20 protein-coding genes are annotated in these 23,930 nt (G+C 70.7%); 12 read left to right on the plus strand and 8 right to left on the minus strand.

The window, feature by feature from the left end; genetic code table 11:
• Nucleotides 1-363 precede the first annotated feature (363 nt).
• The 3 genes from DEO23_RS12670 to DEO23_RS12680 are packed head-to-tail and all read left to right on the plus strand — an operon-like array spanning nucleotide 364 to nucleotide 5,728.
• Nucleotides 364-1,929, plus strand: coding sequence for a pyridoxal phosphate-dependent decarboxylase family protein (locus tag DEO23_RS12670; protein WP_109276393.1), 1,566 nt, complete (start codon nucleotides 364-366; stop codon nucleotides 1,927-1,929).
• On the plus strand, nucleotides 1,926-3,296 hold the full coding sequence (locus tag DEO23_RS12675) for a lysine N(6)-hydroxylase/L-ornithine N(5)-oxygenase family protein (RefSeq protein ID WP_109276394.1): 1,371 nt from the start codon (nucleotides 1,926-1,928) through the stop codon (nucleotides 3,294-3,296). The genes DEO23_RS12670 and DEO23_RS12675 overlap by 4 nt, the downstream gene beginning before the upstream one ends.
• A 53-nt stretch (nucleotides 3,297-3,349) precedes the next feature.
• A complete protein-coding gene (locus tag DEO23_RS12680) occupies nucleotides 3,350-5,728 on the plus strand; it encodes a GNAT family N-acetyltransferase (RefSeq protein WP_109276395.1) in 2,379 nt (792 codons plus the stop codon).
• 15 nt (nucleotides 5,729-5,743) lie between these two features.
• Here the strand turns inward: DEO23_RS12680 and DEO23_RS12685 are convergent, their stop codons facing one another.
• Nucleotides 5,744-6,577: a helix-turn-helix transcriptional regulator gene (locus DEO23_RS12685; protein ID WP_109276396.1), complete on the minus strand. Its 834-nt coding sequence runs from the start codon at nucleotides 6,575-6,577 to the stop codon at nucleotides 5,744-5,746.
• 78 nt (nucleotides 6,578-6,655) lie between these two features.
• On the opposite strand from DEO23_RS12685, the gene ilvD reads away from it, so the two are divergent.
• Complete coding sequence (ilvD, locus tag DEO23_RS12690; RefSeq protein ID WP_109276397.1) at nucleotides 6,656-8,491, plus strand: dihydroxy-acid dehydratase; 1,836 nt, start codon at nucleotides 6,656-6,658, stop codon at nucleotides 8,489-8,491.
• Here ilvD and DEO23_RS12695 read toward each other — a convergent pair.
• Genes DEO23_RS12695 through DEO23_RS12710 form a run of 4 tightly spaced genes read right to left on the minus strand, consistent with a single transcriptional unit; the run spans nucleotide 8,461 to nucleotide 12,643 of the window.
• Nucleotides 8,461-9,441, minus strand: coding sequence for a sulfite exporter TauE/SafE family protein (locus DEO23_RS12695; protein ID WP_109276398.1), 981 nt, complete (start codon nucleotides 9,439-9,441; stop codon nucleotides 8,461-8,463). The genes ilvD and DEO23_RS12695 overlap by 31 nt on opposite strands.
• 57 nt (nucleotides 9,442-9,498) lie before the next feature.
• Nucleotides 9,499-10,833 (minus strand): sulfate adenylyltransferase subunit 1, encoded by a 1,335-nt coding sequence (locus DEO23_RS12700; RefSeq protein ID WP_109276399.1) that lies wholly within the window; start codon nucleotides 10,831-10,833, stop codon nucleotides 9,499-9,501.
• Nucleotides 10,833-11,741 carry a sulfate adenylyltransferase subunit CysD gene (gene cysD, locus DEO23_RS12705; RefSeq protein WP_109276400.1) on the minus strand — a complete coding sequence of 303 codons (909 nt, stop codon included), beginning with the start codon at nucleotides 11,739-11,741 and terminating at the stop codon, nucleotides 10,833-10,835. The genes DEO23_RS12700 and cysD overlap by 1 nt, the downstream gene beginning before the upstream one ends.
• Nucleotides 11,738-12,643, minus strand: coding sequence for a phosphoadenylyl-sulfate reductase (locus DEO23_RS12710; protein ID WP_109276401.1), 906 nt, complete (start codon nucleotides 12,641-12,643; stop codon nucleotides 11,738-11,740). The genes cysD and DEO23_RS12710 overlap by 4 nt, the downstream gene beginning before the upstream one ends.
• Before the next feature lie 496 nt (nucleotides 12,644-13,139).
• Between DEO23_RS12710 and DEO23_RS12715 the strand changes: the two genes are divergently transcribed.
• The 6 genes from DEO23_RS12715 to DEO23_RS12740 all read left to right on the plus strand — a co-directional run bounded on the left by DEO23_RS12715 (nucleotide 13,140) and on the right by DEO23_RS12740 (nucleotide 20,794).
• Entirely contained in the window at nucleotides 13,140-14,897 is a 1,758-nt protein-coding gene (locus DEO23_RS12715; protein WP_109276402.1) for an acetolactate synthase large subunit, read from the plus strand.
• 3 nt (nucleotides 14,898-14,900) lie between these two features.
• A complete protein-coding gene (gene ilvN, locus DEO23_RS12720) occupies nucleotides 14,901-15,479 on the plus strand; it encodes an acetolactate synthase small subunit (protein WP_109276403.1) in 579 nt (192 codons plus the stop codon).
• Nucleotides 15,480-15,592: 113 nt separating this feature from the next.
• Complete coding sequence (gene ilvC / locus DEO23_RS12725) at nucleotides 15,593-16,624, plus strand: ketol-acid reductoisomerase (RefSeq protein ID WP_109276404.1); 1,032 nt, start codon at nucleotides 15,593-15,595, stop codon at nucleotides 16,622-16,624.
• Between the two features lie 258 nt (nucleotides 16,625-16,882).
• Nucleotides 16,883-18,490 carry a phosphoglycerate dehydrogenase gene (gene serA / locus DEO23_RS12730; protein WP_109276405.1) on the plus strand — a complete coding sequence of 536 codons (1,608 nt, stop codon included), beginning with the start codon at nucleotides 16,883-16,885 and terminating at the stop codon, nucleotides 18,488-18,490.
• Nucleotides 18,491-18,593: 103 nt separating this feature from the next.
• Nucleotides 18,594-19,646, plus strand: a complete 1,053-nt coding sequence (locus DEO23_RS12735) for a 3-isopropylmalate dehydrogenase (protein WP_109276573.1) — start codon at nucleotides 18,594-18,596, stop codon at nucleotides 19,644-19,646.
• Nucleotides 19,647-19,702: 56 nt separating this feature from the next.
• On the plus strand, nucleotides 19,703-20,794 hold the full coding sequence (locus DEO23_RS12740) for a branched-chain amino acid aminotransferase (protein WP_109276406.1): 1,092 nt from the start codon (nucleotides 19,703-19,705) through the stop codon (nucleotides 20,792-20,794).
• A 31-nt stretch (nucleotides 20,795-20,825) separates the two neighbouring features.
• Here DEO23_RS12740 and DEO23_RS12745 read toward each other — a convergent pair whose 3' ends face one another.
• Nucleotides 20,826-21,401: a TetR/AcrR family transcriptional regulator gene (locus tag DEO23_RS12745; RefSeq protein ID WP_133249877.1), complete on the minus strand. Its 576-nt coding sequence runs from the start codon at nucleotides 21,399-21,401 to the stop codon at nucleotides 20,826-20,828.
• A gap of 171 nt (nucleotides 21,402-21,572) precedes the next feature.
• Between DEO23_RS12745 and DEO23_RS12750 the strand changes: the two genes are divergently transcribed.
• Nucleotides 21,573-22,370, plus strand: a complete 798-nt coding sequence (locus tag DEO23_RS12750) for an FAD-dependent monooxygenase (protein WP_109276408.1) — start codon at nucleotides 21,573-21,575, stop codon at nucleotides 22,368-22,370.
• Nucleotides 22,371-22,508: 138 nt separating this feature from the next.
• Nucleotides 22,509-22,787, plus strand: coding sequence for a hypothetical protein (locus DEO23_RS12755; RefSeq protein ID WP_133249878.1), 279 nt, complete (start codon nucleotides 22,509-22,511; stop codon nucleotides 22,785-22,787).
• 15 nt (nucleotides 22,788-22,802) lie between these two features.
• Here the strand turns inward: DEO23_RS12755 and DEO23_RS12760 are convergent, their stop codons facing one another.
• Nucleotides 22,803-23,381: an AAA family ATPase gene (locus DEO23_RS12760; RefSeq protein ID WP_109276410.1), complete on the minus strand. Its 579-nt coding sequence runs from the start codon at nucleotides 23,379-23,381 to the stop codon at nucleotides 22,803-22,805.
• A gap of 1 nt (nucleotide 23,382) precedes the next feature.
• Nucleotides 23,383-23,916 (minus strand): GNAT family N-acetyltransferase, encoded by a 534-nt coding sequence (locus DEO23_RS12765; protein WP_109276411.1) that lies wholly within the window; start codon nucleotides 23,914-23,916, stop codon nucleotides 23,383-23,385.
• Nucleotides 23,917-23,930: the final 14 nt, after the last annotated feature.

Below are 23,930 nucleotides of genomic sequence, written 5' to 3' on the forward strand. Positions count from 1 at the left end.
GTCGGGAGGTGAGTTCCCCACCGCCTCATCCGGCCTGCTCGAGGACCTCCGATCCCGAGCTCTCGAGCTCGGGCCGGAGCGCCCCAGGCGTCGATCATCCGGTAGGCGGTCGACGGTCTCGTCGGCAACGATCCTCCGTGATCCGTGCCAGGACCCTGCTCCGCCGCGAGAAGCACCTGCACTGCCGGAATCAACCGATATGGGCGCTGTCCTGCGGGTCCTTCGGCCGCCGTTGAACTGTCGGCTATCTCATGAGGCCTCACGGAAGGCTTGCGCGGGCCGTCCGCGACGCACTTAGGGTAGGCATCCCTCAACGGGTGTGGGGCGGGCACCCGTCCCACCGGCAGGAAGGTTTCGACCCCCATGTCCCAGCTGCTCCCGCAGACCTCTGCGCACGAGCTCCCGGCATCCGCCGGACACCTCCCGACCCACGCCGCCGCTCCCGGCTCCCGCACGACGGGATCCCTGCTCACCGGCGACAGCGCGGACGACTACGCCGATCTCCTGCACGACGTCGTCGACACGATCGCGGCCCGCTTCCGCACGGTCGACGCCCCGTCGAACGGGCCGGATCGTGCTCGCCTCGAGGACCTCGTGGACGCGGTGGACCTCGATGGCAGCGGGATCGGCAACCGCGCGGCCCTCGCCGAGGCCGATGAACTCTACGCGGCGAACGCCGTGTGGTTCCACCACCCGTCCTACCTCGCGCACCTGAACTGCCCCGTCGTGCTGCCCGCCGTCGCGGCCGAGGCCATGCTGGCCGCCGTGAACACCTCGGTCGACACCTTCGACCAGTCCCTCGTGGGAACCCTCATGGAGCAGCGGCTCGTGCGCTGGACCACTGAGCAGGTCGGGTTCGAGGACGGCGACGGCGTCTTCACCTCCGGTGGCACGCAGTCCAACCTGCAGGCGCTGTTCCTGGCGCGGGAGCGCGCCCTGCGCGAGGATTCGCGACCGCGGCCCGAGGCCCTCGCGAGCCTGCGGGTGCTCACCACGGAGGCCAGCCACTTCTCCGTCGCCCGCTCCGCGCTCCTGCTGGGTCTGGACACCGACGCCGTGATCGCGGTCGACTCCGACGCCGAGGGCCGGATGGACCCCGAGGACCTGCGGGCACGGCTCGCGGATCTCGCGGACGAGGGCGACCTTCCGATGGCAGTCGCCGTCACCGCCGGCACCACCGACCGGGGCATCATCGACCCGTTGGCGCGCATCGCCGAGGTGTGCGAGGAGGCAGGGGTCTGGCTGCACGTGGACGCCGCCTACGGAGGCGGCCTGCTGGTCTCGGAGCGTCGGCGCCACCTGCTCGCGGGCATCGAGCTCGCAGACTCGGTGACCGTCGACTTCCACAAGACGTTCTTCCAGCCGGTCTCCTCGAGCGCGATCCTGGTGCGCGAGCCCGCCCACCTGCGGGCCGCCGCCTGGCACGCCGACTACCTCAACCCCGCCGCGGAGGCCGCCTCGCAGGAGGCCGAGCCCAACCAGGTCGACAAGTCCCTGCAGACCACGCGCCGTTTCGACGCGCTCAAGCTGTGGACGACCCTGCGCTCGCTCGGCGCCCAGCGCCTGGGCGAGATGGTCGACGCCGTGTGCGATCTCGCCACCGAGGTGCGCGGTCTGCTCGAAGCCGATCGCGACTTCACCGTGCTCGGCTCGAGCGACCTCAGCACCGTGCTGTTCCGCTTCCAGCCCGGCGACGTGGACGACGCCACGGCCGACAGCCACGTCGCCCTCATCCGCCGCATCCTCTTCCAGTCCGGGCGGGCGATGGTCGCACGCACCACGATCGACGGCACCCCGTGGCTCAAGCTCACGCTGCTGAACCCCGAGACGACCGTCATGGACGTCGCCGCCGTGCTCGACCTGGTCCGGGCCACCGGGCGGGGGCTGCTCGCCGGCAGCCGCCTGGCCACCGAGGGGAGCGCCCGATGAGCGCCGCCGATCCGAGCGCGCCCGCGCAGGGCGCCGACGACGCGCACGTCCACGACCTCGTCGGCATCGGCATCGGCCCCTTCGGGCTGGGCATGGCCGCACTCAGCGATCCCCTCGAGGACGTCGACGGGATCTTCCTCGACCAGGCGCCGGCCTTCTCCTGGCACCCCGGGATGATGCTGGACGGGGCGACCATCCAGGTGCCCTTCCTCGCCGACCTGGTGACGATGGCAGATCCCACCTCCCCCTACTCCTTCCTGCAGTTCCTGAAGGAGACGGGCCGGCTGTACCCCTTCTTCATCCGTGAGTCGTTCTACCCGCTGCGCTCCGAGTACGACCGCTACTGCCGCTGGGTCGCCGACAAGCTCGGCACCCTGCGCTGGGGCCGGCGCGTCAGCTCGGTCGCCGAGGAGGGTGAGCACCTGCTGGTCACGGCGGACGTGCTCGACGAGAACGGCGCCGTCGTCGGCCAGGAGCAGCACCGGGGGCGCCACGTGGTGCTCTCCGTGGGCACCGCACCCGTCCTGCCTCCCGCCCTGGCCGGCCTGGCCGAGCAGGGCGAGGGCGACGATTCGGCCCCGCCGGTCCTGCACAGCTCGCAGTACCTGCCCGCTCGCGAGCAGCTGCTCGAGTCGGGGTCGGTGACCATCGTGGGCAGCGGGCAGTCTGCGGCGGAGATCTACCGCGACCTGCTCGAGGAGGCCACCGAGCGCGGGACCCGCGTGGACTGGGTGACCCGCTCACCACGCTTCTTCCCGATGGAGTACACCAAGCTGACGCTCGAGATGACCTCGCCGGAGTACACCGACTTCTTCCGCTCCCTGCCCGAGGAGCGCCGAGAGACCCTCGGCCGGGAGCAGCGCTCGCTGTACAAGGGCATCAGCGCCGACCTCGTGGACGAGATCCACGACCTGCTCTACCGCCTCACGCAGGGAGGTGCCGAGGCGCCGACCACCCTGCTCACCGACACCGCGGTGACCGCCGCACGCTACGACGCCGAGAGCGGGGAGCACGTGCTCACCCTCGAGCACGGCGAGCTCGGCACCCGCCGCGAGCACCGCACCGGGGCCGTGGTCGCCGCGACCGGGTACCGCTCGGGCGCCCCCGCACTGCTCGCCCCGCTCGGCGAGCGGATCCGGCGGGACGCGAAGGGTCGGCTCGACGTCACCCGCGAGTACACGATCGACGACCAGGAGCGGATCCACGTCCTGAACGCCGAGGAGCACACCCACGGCGTGACCGCGCCCGATCTCGGCTTCGGCCCCTGGCGCGCGTCCGTCGTGCTCGCCGCGATCACCGGCCGCGAGCCCTACCCGATCGAGCGTCGCATCGCCTTCCAGACCTTCGGCCTGCCCGCTGACGACTGACCCGGCGCACCGCGCGCCCCGCACCTTCCACGCAGGACCCTTCAGGAGACCCCGTGCAGATCGATTTCCGCCCCCTCGACCCCGACCGCGACGCGTCGCGGCTCCACGCCTGGCTCACCGATCCGCGCGCGCGGTTCTGGGAGATGACCGACCACTCCCCGCAGCAGGTGAGCGACTACCTGCGCGAGATCGACGCCGACCCGGCCCAAGCCGGGTGGCTGGGAACGATCGCCGACGGCGGGGGCGAGGAGGTCGTCTACGTCGAGACGTACGATCCCACGATCCTCATCCCCGCGAAGGAGCTGACCCCTCGGGCCGGCGACCTCGGCATGCACCTGCTGACCGGGCCGCCGGCCGGGGAGCCGCAGCGCGGTTTCACCCGGCAGGTGATGGGCGAGGTGATGCGCTTCTGCTTCGAGCAGCGCGGCGCCGAGCGCGTGGTCGTCGAGCCCGACCATCGCAACACCGCGATCCTGGCCAAGAACGCCGCCGCGGGCTTCCGCCTGCTGCGCGAGATCGACCTGACCGCCGACGGCCACACCAAGCGCGCGGCCCTCAGCATCTGCACCCGTGAGGACTTCGCCGCCTCGCCGCTGGGCGGCGGTGCGCCCGACCCCCACGCCCACCTGCGCCCGGACGTCGCCGACGCCGTGCACCGTCACCTGCTCGCCAAGGCCGTCGCGGAGTTCTCGCACGAGCGGATCCTGGAGCCCGCAGAGCTCGGCGACGACTGGTGGGAGCTGACCGTGCCGCGCTCCGAGGACGCCACGTCGGACGAGGCGGCGCACGTGCGCTACCGGTTCCGCGCGCGCGTGCTGCCGCTCGAGCACTGGCTCATCGAGGAGGACTCCCTGGTGCGGCTCGAGACCGGGGGAGAGAGCAGCCCCGGGGTGGCCCCGATGCACGCCCCGATCGACGTGCTCGAGTTCGTGGTCGCCTTCCAGGACGTGCTGGGGATCCCCGACGACCTGGTCTCCACGTACCTCGAGGAGCTCGCCTCGACCTTCGCGGCGGCCTGCGCCAAGCTCCACGACGCCCGCGAGGGACATCGGCCGAGCTCCGAGGACCTGCTCGGTGCGGGACTCCAGCAGATCGAGGCGGCCATGACGGAGGGGCACCCCGGGTTCCTCGCCGGCAGCGGCCGCATCGGCTACTCGCTCACCGACTACCGCGACTTCGCCCCCGAGCAGGGACGTCGCACGCGCCTGCAGTGGGTCGCGGTGCGCCGCGAGCTCAGCCACCTCAGCCTCGGCGAGGGATACGGCGCCGCCGACCACCTCGCGGGGGCGCTCAGCCCCGAGGAGCGCGAGGGCTTCGACTCCCGGATCGCCGATCGCGGGCTCGACCCCGCCGACTACCACCTGATGCCCATGCACCCCTGGCAGGTCGACCACCGCCTGTCGCTGACCTTCGCGGCCGACGTCGCCCGGCAGGACCTGGTGCCGCTCGGGGCGGGCGGCGACGAGTTCCAGCCCCAGCAGTCCCTGCGCACCTTCTTCGACCTCACGCGGCCGGGCGCCCCGTACGTCAAGGTCGCGCTGGCCATCCAGAACATGGGCTTCCTGCGCGGACTCTCCCCGCACTACATGCGTGACACCCCCGCCATCAACGACTGGGTGCACGGCCTCGTCCAGGGCGATCCCGAGTTCGCCGACCTCGGCTTCTCGGTGCTGCGCGAGCGCTCGGCGCTCGGCTACACGGGCGACGTCTACCACCGCACCCGCACCACGAACCCGCACCGCAAGATGCTCGCGGCGCTGTGGCGGGAGAACCCGCTGCCCCTGCTCGGCGAGGGCGAGCGGGCGATGACCATGGCGGCCCTGCTGCACCGGGACCACGAGGGGGTCGCCTTCGTCTCCCGCATGATCCGCGCCTCGGGCATCGCCCCCAGCACCTGGGTCGAGGACTACCTCGGCGCCTACCTCCAGCCGCTGGTCCACGCCCTCCTCGCCCACGACGTCGTCTTCATGCCGCACGGGGAGAACCTCATCCTGCGGGTGAAGGACCAGCGCGTGGTGGGTGCGTTCATGAAGGACATCGGCGAGGAGACGGCCGTGCTCGGCCCGCGCTCGCTGTCGGAGAACATCGAGCGGATGCGGGCGAGGGTCCCCGGGGACGAGAAGGCCCTGTCGATCTTCACCGACGTGTTCGACGGCGTGCTGCGCCACCTCTCCGGCATCCTCGATGCCGACGGCCTGCTGGACGCGCAGTCGTTCTGGCGTCTGGTCGCCCGCAGCCTCGACGCCTACGAGTCCCGCCACCCGGGCCAGGCCCGCGGGCTGGCCGGCGACGTGGACCTGCGCAGCGGTGCGTTCGCGCACTCGTGCCTGAACCGCCTCCAGCTGCGCAACACGCTGCAGATGGTCGACATCGGCAACCAGGCCGAGTCACTGCTGTACGCCGGGACGATGCCCAACCCCGTGGCGCGCTGAGGGGCACCGAGGGCGTCAGCCCTCCTCGCGCAGTCGCCTCACCCCGTCCGGGCTCGCGCAGTCCTGCGTGGGAAGGTAGGCGACGATGTGCAGGTCCTGCACGTCCTGCGGGACGAGGTTGACCTGTTCGAAGACGAGGTGGCCGCCTCGGGGGTGCTCGAAGGTCCGCACCCTCGAGGCGAAGCGCTCGACCTCGTGGGCGTCCCATGCGCGCGCGAAGTCGGGGCTGACGGCGCGCAGGTGCGTCACCAGGCGCACGTGCTGGGGCCCGCTGATGCGCCCGCCGGCCTCCGCGCGGTACTCGGCGAGGAACTGCCGGCTGGTGTGCTCCCACTCGGGGAGCATGTCGCGCACCCGTTCGTCGGTGAAGATGAACTGCAGGAGATTGCGCTCGGCCGGATCGGCGTCGAGCACGCCGGGGAACAGCCCCTCGTAGCTGCGGTTCCAGGCGGCGATGTCCCAGTGCGCGGTGAGGGCGAAGGCCGGCGCAGGGTCCAGGGTGTCCAGCAGGTGCTGGACGTGGGAGGGCACGGGCTCGGGCTCGGCCAGGTCCGGTCGCGGCCGCGGGGTGAAACCCGCCAGGCCGAGCACGTAGTCGTGCTCCGCCTCGGTCAGGTGAAGGTTCACCGCGACGGCGTCGATCACCTGACGTGAGGGATTGATGTCGCGTCCCTGCTCGAGCCACGTGTACCAGGTGACCGAGACGCCCGAGAGGAAGGCGATCTCCTCGCGCCGCAGTCCCGTCGTCCGTCCGCGTCCCACGGGCGCCAGGTCGTAGTCGGAGCGCTCGACCTCGTTGCGGCGGCGGCGCAGGAAGCCGCCGAGTTCCTTGCGGGAGGGATCGTCCATGCGCTGAAAACTATCAGTTCCACCACTAGTAGTAACGCCGTCTTGGTGCCTGACCTGCCCACGTGGCTAAATGGGCATATGCCCCAACTGCGCTCTCGAACCTCGACCCATGGCCGCAACATGGCCGGTGCCCGCGCCCTCTGGCGCGCGACCGGCATGGAGAAGTCCGACTTCGGCAAGCCGATCGTCGCGATCGCGAACTCGTACACCCAGTTCGTGCCCGGCCATGTGCACCTGAAGAACATGGGCGATCTCGTCGCAGGCGCCATCAAGGAGGCCGGCGGCGTCGCCAAGGAGTTCAACACGATCGCCGTGGACGACGGCATCGCCATGGGCCACGGCGGCATGCTCTACTCCCTGCCCAGCCGGGACATCATCGCCGACAGCGTCGAGTACATGGCCAACGCCCACTGCGCCGATGCGCTCGTGTGCATCTCGAACTGCGACAAGATCACGCCCGGCATGCTGATGGCCGCGATGCGCCTGAACATCCCGGTCGTCTTCGTCTCCGGCGGTCCAATGGAGTCCGGCAAGCCCGTGGAGGGCGTGGTCGACCACCGCCTGGACCTCGTGGACGCGATCGCGATCTCGGCCGACGAGTCGGTGACCGATGCCCAGCTCGCCGAGATCGAGGACAACGCCTGCCCCACCTGCGGCTCCTGCTCGGGGATGTTCACCGCGAACTCGATGAACTGCCTGACCGAGGCGCTGGGCCTCTCGCTGCCCGGCAACGGCACCACGCTGGCCACCCACGCGCTGCGCAAGGAGCTGTTCCTGCGCGCCGGGCGCACCGTGGTGGACCTGTGCAAGCGCTACTACGGCGACGACGACGAGTCCGTGCTCCCGCGTAACATCGCGACCAAGGCGGCGTTCAGCAACGCCATGAGCCTCGACGTCGCCATGGGCGGATCGACCAATACCGTGCTGCACATCCTCGCCGCCGCGATCGAGGGCGGGATCGACTTCGGGCTCGAGGACATCGACCGCCTCTCGCGGTCCGTGCCGTGCCTCTCGAAGGTCGCGCCGAACAGCCAGAAGTACCACATCGAGGACGTCCACCGGGCGGGCGGCATCCCCGCGATCCTCGGCGAGATGAACCGGGGCGGACTGCTGGACCACTCGGTCCACTCCGTGCACTCTCCCGATCTCGACAGCTGGCTGGGGGAGTGGGACATCCGCAGCGGCGAGACCAGCGAGGAGGCGAAGACCTTCTTCCGGGCTGCACCGGGCGGGGTGCGCACCACCCAGGCGTTCTCACAGGCCAACCTCTGGGACGAGCTCGATCTCGATGCCGAGGGCGGGGCTATTCGCGCGGTCGCGCATGCCTACACCAAGGACGGCGGGCTCTGCGTGCTCAAGGGCAACCTCGCGACCGACGGCGCCGTGATCAAGACCGCGGGCATCACCGAGGACCTCTTCCACTTCGAGGGCACGGCCGTCGTCTGCGATTCGCAGGAGGAGGCCGTCCAGAAGATCCTCGACAAGACCGTCAAGGAGGGCGACATCGTCGTCATCCGCTACGAGGGGCCCCAGGGCGGGCCGGGCATGCAGGAGATGCTCTACCCGACCTCGTTCCTCAAGGGGCGCGGGCTCGGCAAGGCCTGCGCGCTGATCACCGACGGGCGCTTCTCCGGCGGCACCAGCGGAGTCTCCATCGGCCACATCTCCCCGGAGGCCGCCGAGGGCGGGCTGATCGGTCTGGTCGAGGACGGCGACAGGATCATCATCGACGTCGACACCCGCAAGCTCGAGCTCGACGTCCCCGAGGACGAGCTGACCCGGCGTCGCGCGGCCAAGGGGAGCCTGCCCTGGAAGCCCGAGAGCCGGGAGCGCCAGGTCAGCCAGGCGCTCAAGGTGTACGCGCACCTGGTGCGCTCGGCGACCTACGGCGCGACGCGCCGTCCGCTGGACTGACCGGCGGAGGGCTCCTCCGCCCGGCGCGCCCCTGCACTGCGCGTCTCACTCCCGCGCTCCTCGCCCTGGTCCCGGCCGCGCTGCACCCGCAGCCGCACGGCGACCAGGGCGATGAGCACCAGGCCGAGTCCGATCAGGCCGAGTTGCACGCCCGCCGTGAGGCCCTCGCCCACTCCCAGGGTGCCGAGCAGCGTCGGCAGGTTCAGGGCGAGGATCAGCGAGCCCACGGCGACGCCGAGGACGGGGGCCGGCAGGCGGCCTGCGAGACGAGCGGCGAGCGGTGCCGCGAGCACCCCGCCCAGCAGCAGGGCGAGCACGATCGGGTAGTCGATCCCGCCGAGGCCCAGGCCGACGAGGAAGCCGAGGGTCGCGCACACGGTGACCACGAACTCGGCCGCCGAGACCGTCCCGATCACGCGGCGCGGCGGCAGCGGAGCGGCTGTCAGCAGGGCGGAGGTGACGACCGGCCCCCAGCCGCCTCCGCCCACCGCGTTGACGGCGCCGCCGACCGCGCCCAGCGGCATCAGCCAGCCCGGGTGCCAGCTGCCGAGTGGGGGAGCGGTGGCCTCGTCGGCCGCGCGCGTCCTGCCGCGCAGGAACCGCAGGATCACCCGGGCGCCGAGCACGGTGAGGATCCCGGCCATGATCGGAGTCGTGACGTCGGAGGGCAGGGCGGTGAGCAGGAGGGCGCCGGCCAGACCGCCCACGCCGCCCGGGATCGCGAGGCGCCCCAGCACCTGCATGTCGACGTTCCCGCCGCGGTGATGAGCGAGCCCCGAGGTGAGCGTGGTGCCCAGCTGCGCGATGTTCGCGGTCGCGCTCACCAGCGAGGGGGCGACCCCGACGGCGAGCAGGATGGAGGCGGAGGTGACCCCGTAGCCCATGCCCAGGGAGCCGTCGACCATCTGGGCGGCGAAGCCGGCGAGGGCGATCATCAGCAGCTGGGGCATGTCGGCGCTCCTTGCTCGGTGCTGGCTTCTCCGTGTCCGGTTCCCGGCTCCGCGCTCTCAGCTCCCGAGCGTGCCGTCGACCATGCCCGCGGCGAGGGTCGTGCCGTCCTGCGGGTCGATCACCACGAGCGCACCGCCCTCCCGTGAGGTCGTGTACGACTCCAGGGGCAGGGGACGGGCCAGTCGGAGCGTCACCTCGACCAGGTCGTTGAGCTCGGCACGGTCGGCCTCGGTGCGGGTCAGCGAGGCGATGTCCAGGCGGCCGTCGATCGAGGTCACCTTCGCGGCCGCCGTCGCGGTGCCGTGGGCGATCAGCACCCGCGCACCGGGAACGAGCGGGGACCCTCCGAGCCAGCACAGGACGGCGCGGACCTCGTCGCCGGATTCCGGCAGCGTCCCGGCCGCGCCCAGCAGATCGCCGCGGGAGACGTCGACCTCGTCGGCGAGCTCGAGGGTGACCGACAGACCTGTCTCGGCGCGCAGGACCGGCCGACCCGCCTGCCAGATCGCCGTGACCTCGCTGCGCAGTCCCGACGCGGCGACCTCGATCGGGTCCCCGACCTCCACGGCGCCGGCGGTGACGAGGCCGGCGAAGCCGCGGAAGTCCTGCATCGTCGGGTCCACGGCGCCCTGCTGCGGGCGGATCACCAGCTGCACGGGCATCCGGAAGAATTCGTCGGCCTCGTGGGCGAGCGGCGGCAGCTCCTCGAGGAGGTCCAGGAGCGTCGGTCCCTCGTACCAGGGAGTCCGCGTCGAGCGGAGGACGACGTTGTCACCGTGCAGTGCCGAGACCGGGACGGCGGTGGTCGGGGGCAGCGCGAGGACGTCGCCGAGGGCGGCGAGATCGCGCTCCACGCTCTCGAGGACCTGCTCGGGCTCCTCGACCAGGTCGATCTTGTTGATGGCCACGACCACGTGCCCCACCCGCAGCAGGGCGCTCACGGCGAGGTGGCGGCGGGTCTGCTCGACGATGCCGTGGCGCGCGTCGACCAGCACGATCACCGCATCGGCCCGGGAGGCGCCGGTGACCATGTTGCGCGTGTACTGCACGTGGCCGGGGGTGTCGGCGAGGACGAAGGATCGGGTGGGGGTCGCGAAGAAGCGGTGGGCGACGTCGATCGTGATGCCCTGCTCGCGCTCGGCGCGCAGGCCGTCGGTGAGCAGGGCGAGATCGGCGAGCTCCCCGGCCCAGCCGCGCCGGCGGCTGGCCTCGGTGACGGCTGCGAGCTGATCGGCCATGACCGACTTGGTGTCGTGCAGGAGGCGTCCGATGAGGGTGGACTTGCCGTCGTCCACGCTGCCCGCGGTCGCGATCCGCAGCAGGGTCGTGGACTCCGTGAGGCGCTCGATCTCCCGCGCCTCGGCCTCCTGGGTCCCCTCGGTCGTCGTCATCAGAAGTACCCCTCCTTCTTGCGGTCCTCCATGGCGGCCTCGGAGAGGCGGTCGTCCGCACGGGTCGCGCCGCGCTCGGTGAGGGTGCTCGCGGCGACCTCCGCCACGATCGCACCGACGTCGGCGGCGTCCGAGGGGACGGCGCCGGTGCAGGACATGTCCCCGACGGTCCGGTAGCGCACGCGGCGCACGCCGACCGTCTCGCCCGGGCGGGGCGCGGTCCAGGGGCCGGGGCTCAGCAGCATGCCGTCGCGTTCGAAGACCTCGCGCTCGTGCGCGTAGTAGAGGGAGGGCAGGTCGACGCCCTCGCGGGCGATGTACCGCCAGACGTCCAGCTCGGTCCAGTTCGACAGCGGGAAGACACGCACGTGCTCGCCGGGGCGGTGGCGCGTGTTGTACATGCTCCACAGCTCGGGACGCTGGTTCTTGGGGTCCCACTCGCCGAAGGCGCTGCGCAGGGAGACCACGCGCTCCTTGGCACGGGCCTTGTCCTCGTCGCGCCGACCGCCGCCGAAGACCCCGTCGAAGCGGCCCTCCTCGATCGCATCGAGCAGGGGGAGGGTCTGCAAGGGGTTGCGGGTGCCGTCGGCACGCTCCCGCAGGCGCCCGTCGTCCAGGTAGTCCTGGACCCGTGCGACCACGATCTCCGTGCCGTACTTCTCGGCCGTGCGGTCGCGGAAGTCCAGGACCTCGGGGAAGTTGTGGCCGGTGTCCACGTGCAGCAGCGGGAAGGGCACGGGTGCCGGCCACACGGCCTTGGCGGCCAGGTGCAGCATCAGCATCGAGTCCTTGCCGCCGGAGAACAGCATCACCGGGCGCTCGAGCTGGCCCAGGGCCTCGCGGATGATGTGGATCGCCTCGGCCTCGAGTGCGTCCAGGAGGGTCGGTGCGGTGGTCACCTGGGTCATCGGCGCTCCCCGGATCGGTGGTGGTCGACGGGGGTGAGGGTGATCCGGTTGCGCACCGAGATGGGTTCGTCCCTGCTCCCCTCGTCGGCGAGGTCGTCCTCGGCGTCGTCGCCCGCGTGCAGACCGCACTCGGTCTTCTCGAAGCCGGCCCAGCGGCCGGCACGCGGGTCCTCGCCGGGAGCGACGCGGCGGGTGCACGGCGCGCAGCCGATCGAGGGGAAGCCCTGCTCCAGCAGCGGGTTCATCGGGAGGTGGTGCTCGTAGCCGTACCCGTTGACCTCCTCGAGGGTCCAGGTGACCAGGGGGTTGATCTTGACCAGCCCGAAGGCGTCGTCGAAGGTGACCAGCGGGGAGTCGGCACGGGTGGGGCCCTCGTCGCGGCGCACGCCGGTGATCCAGGCGTCGTAGCCGGCGAGGGTCTCGCGCAGCGGCGTCACCTTGCGCATCGCGCAGCACAGACCGGGGTCGCGGTCGTGCAGGCGCGGTCCGTGCTCGGCGTCCTGCTCGGGGACCGAGGCCTTCGCGCGCACGTCGACGATGTGCACGTCGAGCTCGCGCTCCACGCGGTCTCGGGTCTCGAGCGTCTCGGCGAAGTGGTAGCCGGTGTCCAGGAAGAGCACGTCGACCCCGGGCGCCTGGCGGGCCACCACCTCGGGGAGGACGGAGTCGGCCATCGAGCAGGCGACGGCCAGGGAGTCGCCGAAGGTGCGAGCGGCCCAGGCGCTCGCGGCGGCCGCGATCTCCTGCGGGGTGCCGCTCGCCTCGATCGCGGCGAGCTCGGCGGCGCCCTCCTCGGCGAGCCGGCGGAGGCGTTCGGTCCGTGCCTGGTCCGACGCGGACGCGTCGCCTTCGCGCGGGTTCTCGCGTGGTCGGTCGTCGGAGCGAGCGGGGGAGGTGCTCACGGTGGCTCTCCTTCGCCTGAGAGGGCCGATCGGTCGGTCGCCGCGGACCCGGAGGACCGGCGACGAGTGCCCTCACCCTAGCGGCGTCGGCCCGGGGGATGCCGGACGGCGATCGGGGAAGGGGCAGCAGCACACCTGCCGTTCACCTGCTCGTCGTCCGCACGTGGCGCGCCTCGGCCCACCGGACCGGTGATCAGGCACGCGCCCTCGTCCCCGCCGACGGGTCCACGAGGCGAGGCGCCCATCTCGCAGGATGGACGGTTTGCCGCGGCCATGTGGGGCGCACTACAGTCGCCATCATGCAGACGATCATTCTCGTACTTCCAGAGCGCGGCTGACGCCACCGTTCACTGCGAGACGTCCCGCGCGCCCCTCGAGAGCCCCAGGCCGAGGGGCTTTTTGATGCCCACGCGGGGCCGAGCCGCGCATCGGGTGGAGCGGGGGAGGTCGGCCGAGGATCTGCACAGCCCCATCCGCGAAGACCGAAGGAGTTCCGATGACAGGCGAGAGAGTCACCGGCGCCGCATCACTGATCAAGTCGCTCGAGCACGCAGGGGCCGACGTCGTCTTCGGCCTCCCCGGCGGCGCCATCCTTCCCACCTACGACCCGCTCATGGACGCCGAGACGCTGCGCCACATCCTGGTGCGCCACGAGCAGGGCGCCGGGCACGCGGCGAGCGGGTACGCGCACGCGACCGGCAAGGTGGGCGTGTGCATGGCGACCTCGGGTCCGGGAGCGACCAACCTGATCACCGCCATCGCCGACGCCCAGATGGACTCCATCCCGATGGTCGCGATCACCGGTCAGGTGGGCTCGGTGTTCATCGGCACCGACGCTTTCCAGGAGGCGGACATCGTCGGCATGACGATGCCCGTGACCAAGCACAACTTCCTGGTCAAGGACCCCGCCGAGATCCCGACGGTCATCAAGCAGGCCTTCGAGATCGCCTCGACCGGCCGCCCCGGGGCCGTCCTCGTCGACGTCACCAAGGACGCCCAGCAGGGCATCACCGAGTTCGTGTGGCCCGATGACGTCAGCCTCCCCGGCTACCACCCCGTGACCGAGCCGCCGGTGAAGGACGTGCGCGCGGCCGCCGAGCTGATCATGGCCAGCGACCGCCCCGCCTTCCTCGTCGGCGGCGGCGTGATCCGCTCCCGCGCGAGCGAGCAGGTGCGCGAGCTCGTCGACCTCATGGACGCCCCGATCACCACCACCCTGATGGGGCGCGGCGCGCTCCCGGACTCCCATCCCCATCACCTGGGGATGCCGGGCATGCACGGCACCGTGGCCGCGGTCTCCGCGCTGCAGCGGGCCGACCTCATCATCGCGGTCGGCGCGCGCTTCGACGACCGGGTGACGGGCAGGCTCGACTCCTTCGCCCCGCGCGCGAAGGTCATCCACATCGACATCGATCCCGCGGAGATCGACAAGAACCGTCACGCGGACGTCGCCCTGATCGGCGACGCGGGAGCGTCGGCGACGGCGCTGACCGCCGAGCTGCGCGAGCGGATCGAGCGCGAGGGCGCTCGCGACCTCGGTGACTGGTGGCAGCTCCTGGACATGCTGCGCGAGACCTACCCTCTGGGGTGGACCGCCACCGAGGACGGCCACACCGCGCCGCAGAAGGTGATCTCCCGGATCGGGGAGCTGTCCGGACCGGAGTCGATCTTCGTCTCCGGCGTCGGCCAGCACCAGATGTGGTCCAGCCAGTTCATCCACTACGAGCGCCCGAACTCGTGGATCAACTCCGGGGGCCTGGGCACGATGGGCTACTCGGTGCCGGCCGCGATGGGCGCGAAGGTCGGGGCCCCCGATCGCACCGTGTGGGCGATCGACGGCGACGGCTGCTTCCAGATGACCAACCAGGAGCTCGCGACCTGCGTCATCAACGACATCCCGATCAAGGTCGCGGTCATCAACAACAGTTCGCTTGGCATGGTGCGCCAGTGGCAGAACCTGTTCTACGAGCGCCGGTACTCGCACACCGACCTCAACACCGGACACGGCACGCGCCGCGTCCCGGACTTCGTGAAGCTCGCCGACGCCTACGGCGCGGTGGGGCTGCGCTGCGAGCGGGACGAGGACATCGACGCCACGATCCAGCAGGCCATGGAGATCAACGACCGCCCCGTGCTCATCGACTTCCAGGTCAGCGCGGACGCCATGGTGTGGCCGATGGTGCCATCCGGCGTCTCCAACGACGAGATCCAGATCGCCCAGGGCATGAGCCCCGAGTGGGAGAGGGACATCTGAACCATGACCGCTACACAGGATCAGCCCGACACCGACTCCACGCACTCCGCGCGCACCTTCTCGATCGCGCCCCCGGACACCCAGACCCTCTCGGTTCTGGTGGAGAACAAGCCCGGCGTGCTCACGCGCGTCTCCGCCCTGTTCGCTCGGAGGGGCTTCAACATCTCCTCCCTCGCCGTGGGGCCGACGGAGCACCCGGAGATCTCGCGCATCACCGTGGTCGTCAACGTCGCCGAGCAGCCGCTCGAGCAGATCGTGCATCAGCTCGACAAGCTGGTGAACGTCCTGCGCATCGTGCATCTCGAGCCCCGCCGCACCGTCCAGCGCGAGCTGGTGCTGGTCAAGGTGGGGGCGGACAACGCGACCCGCACCTCGGTCCTCGAGATCGTCCAGATGTTCCGCGCGAAGGTCGTCAACGCCGGTGCCGAGGCGGTCACCATCGAGGCCACCGGCACCGAGGACAAGCTGATCGCGCTGCTGGACATGCTCGAGCCCTTCGGGATCCGCGAGATCGTCAAGTCCGGCGCGGTCGCGATCAGCCGCGGGCCCGGGTCGCTCGTGGACGAGGTCCTCGAGGACTGAGCGCAGTCTCAGATACCGAAGTCCACTTCTCAACACGTAAGACATCCCAGGCTGTCCCCGGACTACGATGGAACCGTCGCCCGAACAGCCGACAATCAACGAAGGAGCACACTGTGGCCGAGATCTTCTACGACGACGACGCCGACCTGTCCATCATCCAGGGCAAGAAGGTCGCGATCGTCGGCTTCGGCTCCCAGGGCCACGCCCACGCGCTGAACCTGCGTGACAGCGGCGTCGAGGTCGCCATCGCGCTGCGCGAGGGCTCGAGCTCGACCCAGAAGGCCCAGGAGCTGGGCTTCGAGGTCAAGAACGTCGCCGACGCGACCTCGTGGGCCGACGTCATCATGATCCTCGCGCCCGATCAGAACCAGCGCACCATCTACGCCGAGTCGATCGAGCCGAACCTGGGCGAGGGCAAGGCGCTCGCCTTCGCCCACGGCTTCAACATCCGCTACGACTACATCAAGCCCCCGCAGGGCGTGGACGTCATCCTGATCGCCCCCAAGGCGCCCGGTCACACCGTGCGCCGCGAGTTCGAGGGTGGCCGCGGCATCCCGGACATCGTCGGCGTCGAGCAGGACGCCTCGGGCCAGGCCTGGGACCTCGCGCTCAGCTACGCCAAGGGCATCGGCGGCACCCGCGCCGGCGTCATCAAGACCTCCTTCACCGAGGAGACCGAGACCGACCTGTTCGGCGAGCAGTCCGTCCTCTGCGGCGGCGTGAGCCACCTCGTCCAGGCCGGGTTCGAGACCCTCACCGAGGCCGGCTACCAGCCCGAGATCGCCTACTTCGAGGTCCTCCACGAGCTCAAGCTGATCGTGGACCTGATGAACGAGGGCGGCATCACCAAGCAGCGCTGGTCCTGCTCGGACACCGCCGAGTACGGCGACTACGTCTCCGGCCCGCGCGTGGTGACCGACGAGACCAAGAAGGCCATGAAGGGCGTCCTGTCCGACATCCAGGACGGCTCCTTCGCCCAGCGCTTCATCGACGACCAGGACAAGGGTGCGCCCGAGTTCAACGAGCTGCGCGAGAAGGAGGCTGCGCACCCGATCGAGAAGGTCGGCAAGGAGCTGCGCGGCATGTTCTCGTGGAACAACGACCAGCTCGACTCCGACTACGTGGAGGGCAGCGCCGCGCGCTGATCCTCGCACCGAGCGAGTCAGGCGTCGGCCGGGACGTCACGGCGGGTCCTTCCTTCGGGGAGGGCCCGCCGTCGTCGTGGTGGTGTGTGCGGGACGCGGCGAGTGCTGCGTCCTGCCCGCCCCGCTGCCGTCGTCACCTCGCGATGTCTCACCCGCTGATCCCCCTGACCGTATGCCGGACAGGCCAGTAGGGTGTCGCTGTACCCGTCGCTCCCGAGGATGCGTGCGACGACCATCATCCGTACCGGAGGAGATTCCGTGACGCGTCCCGTCGTGCTCATCGCAGAGGAGCTGTCGCCCGCGACCCTCGAGGTCCTGGGGTCCGACGTCGAGATCACCCACGTGGACGGCACCGACCGTCCCGCACTGCTGGCAGCGGTGAAGGAAGCCGATGCGCTCCTGGTGCGCTCCGCGACCCAGGTCGACGCCGAGGTCTACGCCGCGGCCGACCACCTCAAGGTCGTCGCCCGCGCGGGCGTGGGCCTGGACAACGTCGACGTGCCCGCCGCCACCAACGCCGGGGTCATGGTGATCAACGCGCCGACCTCGAACATCATCTCCGCTGCAGAGCTCGCGATCACCCTGATCCTCTCCTCGCTGCGCAATCTCGGCCGGGCCGACGCCTCCGTCAAGGACGGTCGCTGGGAGCGCAAGCAGCTCAGCGGTGTCGAGCTGTTCGAGAAGACCGTCGGGATCGTCGGCTTCGGCCGCATCGGACAGCTCGTGGCCGAGCGCCTCCGGCCATTCGGTGTGCACCTGCTCGCCTACGACCCCTACGTCAACCACGCCCGTGCGGCCGATCTCGGCGCCCGTGTGGTCGAGCTCGACGAGCTGATGCGCGAGTCCGACGTGGTCAGCGTGCACATGCCGCGCACGCCCGAGACCGTCGGCCTAATCGGCGCCGAGCAGTTCGCCCTCGCCAAGCCCTCCCTCCACGTCGTCAACGCCGCCCGCGGCGGTCTGATCGACGAGGAGGCGCTGTACGACGCGCTCAGCAGCGGGAAGATCGCCGGCGCGGGTCTCGACGTCTACTCGAGCGAGCCGCCGGCGCAGTCCGAGACCGCCGCGAAGCTGCTCGAGCTGCCCAACATCACGCTCACGCCGCACCTCGGCGCCTCGACCGCCGAGGCGCAGGAGAAGGCCGGCGTGGCCGTGGCGCGCTCCGTGCGCCTGGCGCTCGCGGGTGAGCTGGTGCCCGACGCCGTGAACGTGGCCGGCGGCGCGATCGACGACCTGGTGCGTCCGGGCATCGCCCTCGCCGACCGCCTGGGCCAGCTGTTCACCGCGCTCGCGGGCGAGGGCCCCGAGCTGCTCGAGGTCGTGGTGCGCGGCGAGATCGCCTCCCGCGACGTCACCGCCCTGAAGCTGTCCGCCCTGCGCGGCGTCTTCCGCCAGGTCGTCACCGAGCAGGTCAGCTACGTGAACGCCCCCGTCCTCGCCGAGGAGCGCGGTATCCGCGTGGACCTGGTGACCAGCGAGGACTCCCAGCGCTTCCGCAACGTCGTGCAGATCCGCGGCACCCTGCGCGACGGCCGCGTGGTCTCGGTCTCGGGAACCCTCTCCGGCACGGACCAGGCGCAGAAGCTCACCGAGGTCGACGGACTGGACCTCGACGTGCCCTTCAGCGACCACCTGCTGCTGATCACCTACCAGGACAAGCCCGGCCTGGTGGGCGCCTACGGCGCCATCCTGGGCGACGCCGGCATCAACATCGCCGGCATGCAGGTCTCCCGCCGCGGGGAGACCGCCGGGGGAGAGGTGATCGTGGTCCTCACCCTCGACCAGAGCGTCGACCAGGACCTCGCCGAGCAGATCGGTGAGAAGGTCGGCGCCGCCGCCAGCGTCGCCGTCGACATCACCTACTGAGTCCGCAGCAGCACGACCCGTGCCCGTCGGCCGGTCGGACACACCCCGCCGGCCGACGGACACCCCCTCACCCGCAGATCCGATGAAGGAGAACGCAGAGACCATGAGCAGCACGCAGAGCATCCGACTCGCCGTCATCGAGGGCGACGGGATCGGCCACGAGGTGGTCCCCGAGGGGCTCAAGGTGCTGCGCGCGGCTCTCGAGCCCGATGGCGTCGAGGTCGCCACCACGGACTTCGATCTCGGCGCGGGACGCTGGCACCGCACCGGTGAGACCCTCACCGACGAGGACATGGACGCTCTCGCGACGCACGACGCGATCCTGCTGGGCGCCGTGGGCGACCCCGACATCCCCTCGGGCGTGCTCGAGCGCGGGATGCTGCTCAAGCTCCGCTTCGGCTTCGACCACTTCGTGAACCTGCGCCCCACCCGGCTCGCCCCGGGCGTGACCTCGCCGCTCGCCGACCCGGGCGACGTCGACTTCGTGGTGGTCCGCGAGGGCACCGAGGGCCCCTACGTGGGCAACGGCGGCACCATGCGCGAGGGCACCGATCTCGAGGTCGCCACCGAGGTCTCGCTGAACACCGCCGTGGGCGTCGAGCGCGTGGTCCGCTTCGCCTTCGAGCAGGCCGAGGCGCGGCGGAACAAGCTCACCCTGGTCCACAAGCACAACGTGCTCGTGAACGCCGGGCACCTGTGGCGCCGCATCGTCGAGAAGGTCGGCTCCGAGCACCCGGACGTCGAGGTCGACTACCTGCACGTGGACGCCGCGACCATCTTCCTGGTCACCGATCCGGCACGTTTCGACGTGATCGTCACCGACAACCTCTTCGGGGACATCCTCACCGACCTCGCCGGTGCCATCAGCGGCGGCATCGGTCTCGCCGCGAGCGGCAACATCAACCCCACCGGGGCGTTCCCGTCGATGTTCGAGCCCGTGCACGGCTCCGCCCCCGACATCGCGGGCCAGCAGAAGGCCGACCCCACCGCGACCGTGCTCTCGGTCGCCCTCCTGCTCGAGCAGCAGGGTCACGCCGCTGCCGCCGCCCGGGTGCGCGCGGCGGTCGAAGAGGACCTCTCCCGCCGTGGGGAGCTCGGGGAGCGGAGCACCGCGCAGATCGGCGACGCGCTGGTAGCCGGCGTACGCAGCCGCTGACCTCCGACAGCCGCACGCCCGCCGTATCCTGCTCGAGTCGTCCCGAAGGAGCCCCGATGTCCACCCTGTCGTTCCCCCTCTCCGATCCGTCCCGTCAGCAGTCCGATGCGGACCGCGATGCGGTGCTCGCGAAGCCCGGCTTCGGCGAGCACTTCACGGATTTCATGACCCATGCCCGCTGGACGGTCGATGACGGCTGGACCGGCGGTGAGGTGGTCCCCTTCGCGCCGATCTCGCTGAGCCCGGCTGCGGCGGTCTTCCACTACGCCCAGGAGATCTTCGAGGGGCTCAAGGCCTTCCGCCACGCCGACGGGTCGGTGTGGACCTTCCGCCCCGAGAAGAACGCCGAGCGGCTGCAGCGCTCGGCGCGGCGCCTCGCCCTGCCGGAGCTGTCCACCGAGGACTTCCTGGCCTCGCTGACGGCGCAGGTCTCGGCCGACGAGCCCTGGGTCCCGGCGGCCGGCGGTGAGGACTCGCTGTACATCCGCCCGTTCATGTTCGCCTCCGAGGCGTTCCTGGGCGTGCGCTCGGCCCACCAGGTCGACTACTACGTGATCACCTCGCCCGCGGGCGCCTACTTCCCCCGGGGCGTGCAGCCGCTGGTGGTCTGGGTCTCCGACTCCTACGCCCGCGCCGGCGCCGGCGGCACCGGCGCCGCCAAGTGCGGCGGCAACTACGCCTCCTCGCTGCTGGGCAAGAAGGAGGCGGCCGAGCACGGCGCCGACGAGGTGCTGTTCCTGGACTCCGAGACGCACACCAGCATCGACGAGCTCTCGGGCATGAACGTCATGGCGATCACGAAGGACGGCCGCATCCTCACCCCCGAGCTGACCGGCGCGATCCTCGAGGGCGTCACCCGGGACTCGATCCTGCAGCTCGCCCGCGACCGGGGCCTCGAGCCCGCCGAGCAGAAGATGTCGATGGACTGGGTCACCGAGAACATCGCCTCCGGCGAGATCACCGAGATGTTCGCCTGCGGCACCGCCGCGGTCATCAACCCCATCGGCGAGTTCCGCTCCGAGAAGGGATCATGGACCATCGGCGACGGCGGCTCCGGCGCGGTGACGCTGCAGCTGCGCGAGGAGCTCACCGGCATCCAGCAGGGGAGCGTCGAGGATCGTCACGGGTGGTTGCACAAGCTCGCTTGAGCGCGACGGCGCTCTGCCGACCGGCCCCCGTTCAGGCCGGCCGGTCGGCGGGACGCAGCCCTCGGATGTAGGTGTCCACCAACCACGCTCTCTGGTCGGGCAGGAGCTGCTCCATGACGTGGGGCAGCGGCCTGGTGACGATCGCGAGACCCGAGAAGAATCGCTCCGCTGAGACGTCCTCGTCGAGCAGCCCTTCCCGACGTGCACGATCACAGGCCTCACTGACGAGGGCGCGCGCCGGATCGGCGTGCCCGTCCACGGATGACCGCAGGGTCGACGAGCTCAGCACCCGGGCCTCGACCTGGTAGGCGAGCGCACCGAACTCCAGTGCCCCGAGCGCACGAACGAGACCGGTCCACGCACGTGCTGGATCGTCGTCCCAGCACTCCAAGTGCTCCCGGGTGATCGCGGCGACCCTCGAGAAGGCTTCCCCCAGGACGCCGACGAGAAGGTCGTCGGGAGTCGGGAAGTGTCGGTACAGGGTCGCGATGCCGACCCGTGCGGCCTGGGCGATCGCGCGCATGGGCACCTCCGGCCCCTTCTCCGCGTACATTCCCCACGCCGATTGGAGGATGTCGCCCCGTTTGGCACGTGCATCGGATCTCACGGTGGCGCCTCCCGTCTTGTGCCCGGTGTCACCGGGATCTCGAGTCCAGCTGCTGGCGTCAGTCTATCCGGAGCAGTATGCTCCAATTACAAGTGGAACAAGGTGTTCCGACTGTCAGGCGATCGCGTGCAGCAGAGGACGTGATCGACGTGCGGAAGAGGAGGCATCGACATGGAGCAGAGGACGCGCCCCCGGGCGCTTGTCGTCGGGCTGGGCATCAGCGGTATCTCGAGTGCGCTGGCACTCCACCGGGCGGGCTGGGATCCGCTGATCATCGAGCGCGCTCCGGAGCGCCGGACGGGCGGCTATTTCATGGCCGTCTTCGGTTCCGCCAAGAAGGCCGCGGAGGACCTGGGGATCGGGGGCCGCCTCGTGGACCACAGGCCCCAGGAGACGATGACCTACTCGATCGACCGTGACGGCCGCCGTGCCCCCGGACGCAGCTTCGCCGACATCCCGGTCGACCCGTATCTGACGATGCGCGGGGACGTCGAGAGCGCGGCCTACGACACCCTGATCGCAGCAGTTCCCGACGTCGAGATCCGCTACGGCACCGTTCCCGTGGCGCTCGAACAGGACGAACGTGGCGTCGACGTGACGCTGCGCAGCACTGCGGGCTCCGAGACCGTCGATCACGTGGAGCTCGTGGTCGGCGCCGACGGCGTGCATTCGAGCATCCGCCGTCTCGCCTTCGCGCCCGACAGCGTTGCCCTGCGGCCCCTCGGGTCGATGATCTGCGCCTTCGCTCTCAACGACGACCTGCCGACGCTGCCTCGAGGAATCTCGGCCAGCTTGACCGAGGCTCGGCGTTCCTTCCACGTCTACCCCTTCGACGACCGTCCCTCGACCGTGTTGTTCTCGTATCGGACCGATGACGTGCGAGCGGAGATGTCGGTACCGCCGGCGGATCGACTGCGGGAGGTGTACGGCCCCAGGCTCGGGCCAGTTCTCTCGGCGGCGATCGAGTAGCTGGAGGACGGTCGGCCCACTCAGTTCGGTCCCACCGAGCAGGTCGAGCTGGACTCCTGGCACCAGGGTCGCGTCGTCCTCGTCGGGGACGCTGCATAGTGCCCGACCCTGTATTCGGGAATGGGGGCGACCTCGGGCATGGCCGCGGCGAATCTGCTGGGGCTGCGCCTCCGGGGCCGTTCCGACGACGTGGCATCAGCCCTCGACGGATGGGAGGAGACGTTGCGTCCCTACATCACCAAGTACCAGAAGATGGGCCGCGACGGTCTGGACTTCTTTACCCCGGCGAGCCCTGCGGCAGTGCGAGCCCAGTCCCGTCGCATGGCGCGCATGCGCGCCCCGATCGTCTCGGCCATGTTCTCGCGTTTCGGCGGCCTCCTTCCGCAGATGCGACAGAGGGAGGTGCACCTGGTGTGAGCCCGGGCCCGGTGGTCAGTGAGCTGACCCGGTATCCCCGGACGTGCGCTGCTCCCGCTGCGCTGCGTCGCGGACGCCCTGGAGGTCGTCGAGCACCCGCCTGACCAGGGCGTCCTCGCTCAGTTCCTCGCCGAGGACCATTTCACCGGGTACACGGAGGAGATCGTGCTCGCGATACCAGGACGAGACCTCCTGCTGGCTGACATGGTCGGCGATGGGCTTCCTCGCGTGGCGCCGCAGGGTCTCGGGGAGGGACACATCGAGGTAAAAGACGAGTGAGGGGCCGTCATGCTCGTCCAGCAGATCCTGAAACATCTCGCCGTAGCGCTCGGCGCCGAAGATCCCCTCGACAACGGTGATGCGGCCGATCGACAGGCAGTGACGCGCCATCGCCGTGATCAGTCCGGTGGTCTCGCTCGGTCCCTCATCGCGCTCCCACAGGAGCTCCCGACGCACGTGATCCTGGCCGATCACGGCTACCTCCGAGCGGGGGAGCTCGCGCTGCACCCGTCGCGCCACGGTGGATTTCCCCGAGGCCGAGTTTCCTCGCAGGATGACGAGAGGGGGCGCCCCTGAGCGTTGCCGGCACTTCACGTCAGAGCCTCGAGAACGGCTCGGCGTAGCGGAAGACCCCGGTGAAGCCGTCGTACGCCCCGAGCGGCCGGACCTGGAACGCTGCTCCCCAGGTGGGGTCCGGCGCCTGGATCCCGAGGTCGGCGGCGGGGGAGAAGCCGAACCTGCTGTAGTAGGCGGGATCGCCCAGCAGGGCGATGAGCTGTTCGCCCCGCTCGTCCGCGGCGTCGATCAGCGCGGTCATCAGGGTGCTGCCCACGCCCTGTCGCTGAAGCTCGGGCGCCACGCTCAGGGGGCCCAGGCCGAGGGCGTCGTAGCTCTCCACGTGGGCACGGGTGGCGACGACATGGCCGACCACCCGGCCCTCGTGCTCGGCGACGAGCGAGAAGCCCGGTATCCACGCCTCGTCGTCCCGCAGCAGGCCGACGAGCGTGGCCTCTCCCGGAGCGCCGTCCGCTTCCTGGGGCGGCGCGCTGTGCTCCTGGCCCCAGAACGCCTCGGCCGTGACGGTCCGTATCGCGAGGGTGTCCTCAGAGGTCTCCGGTCGGATCAGCACGGGTCCACTGTCGT

This window comes from Brachybacterium endophyticum (assembly GCF_003130585.1).
GTDB classification, from domain to species: Bacteria; Actinomycetota; Actinomycetes; order Actinomycetales; family Dermabacteraceae; genus Brachybacterium; species Brachybacterium endophyticum.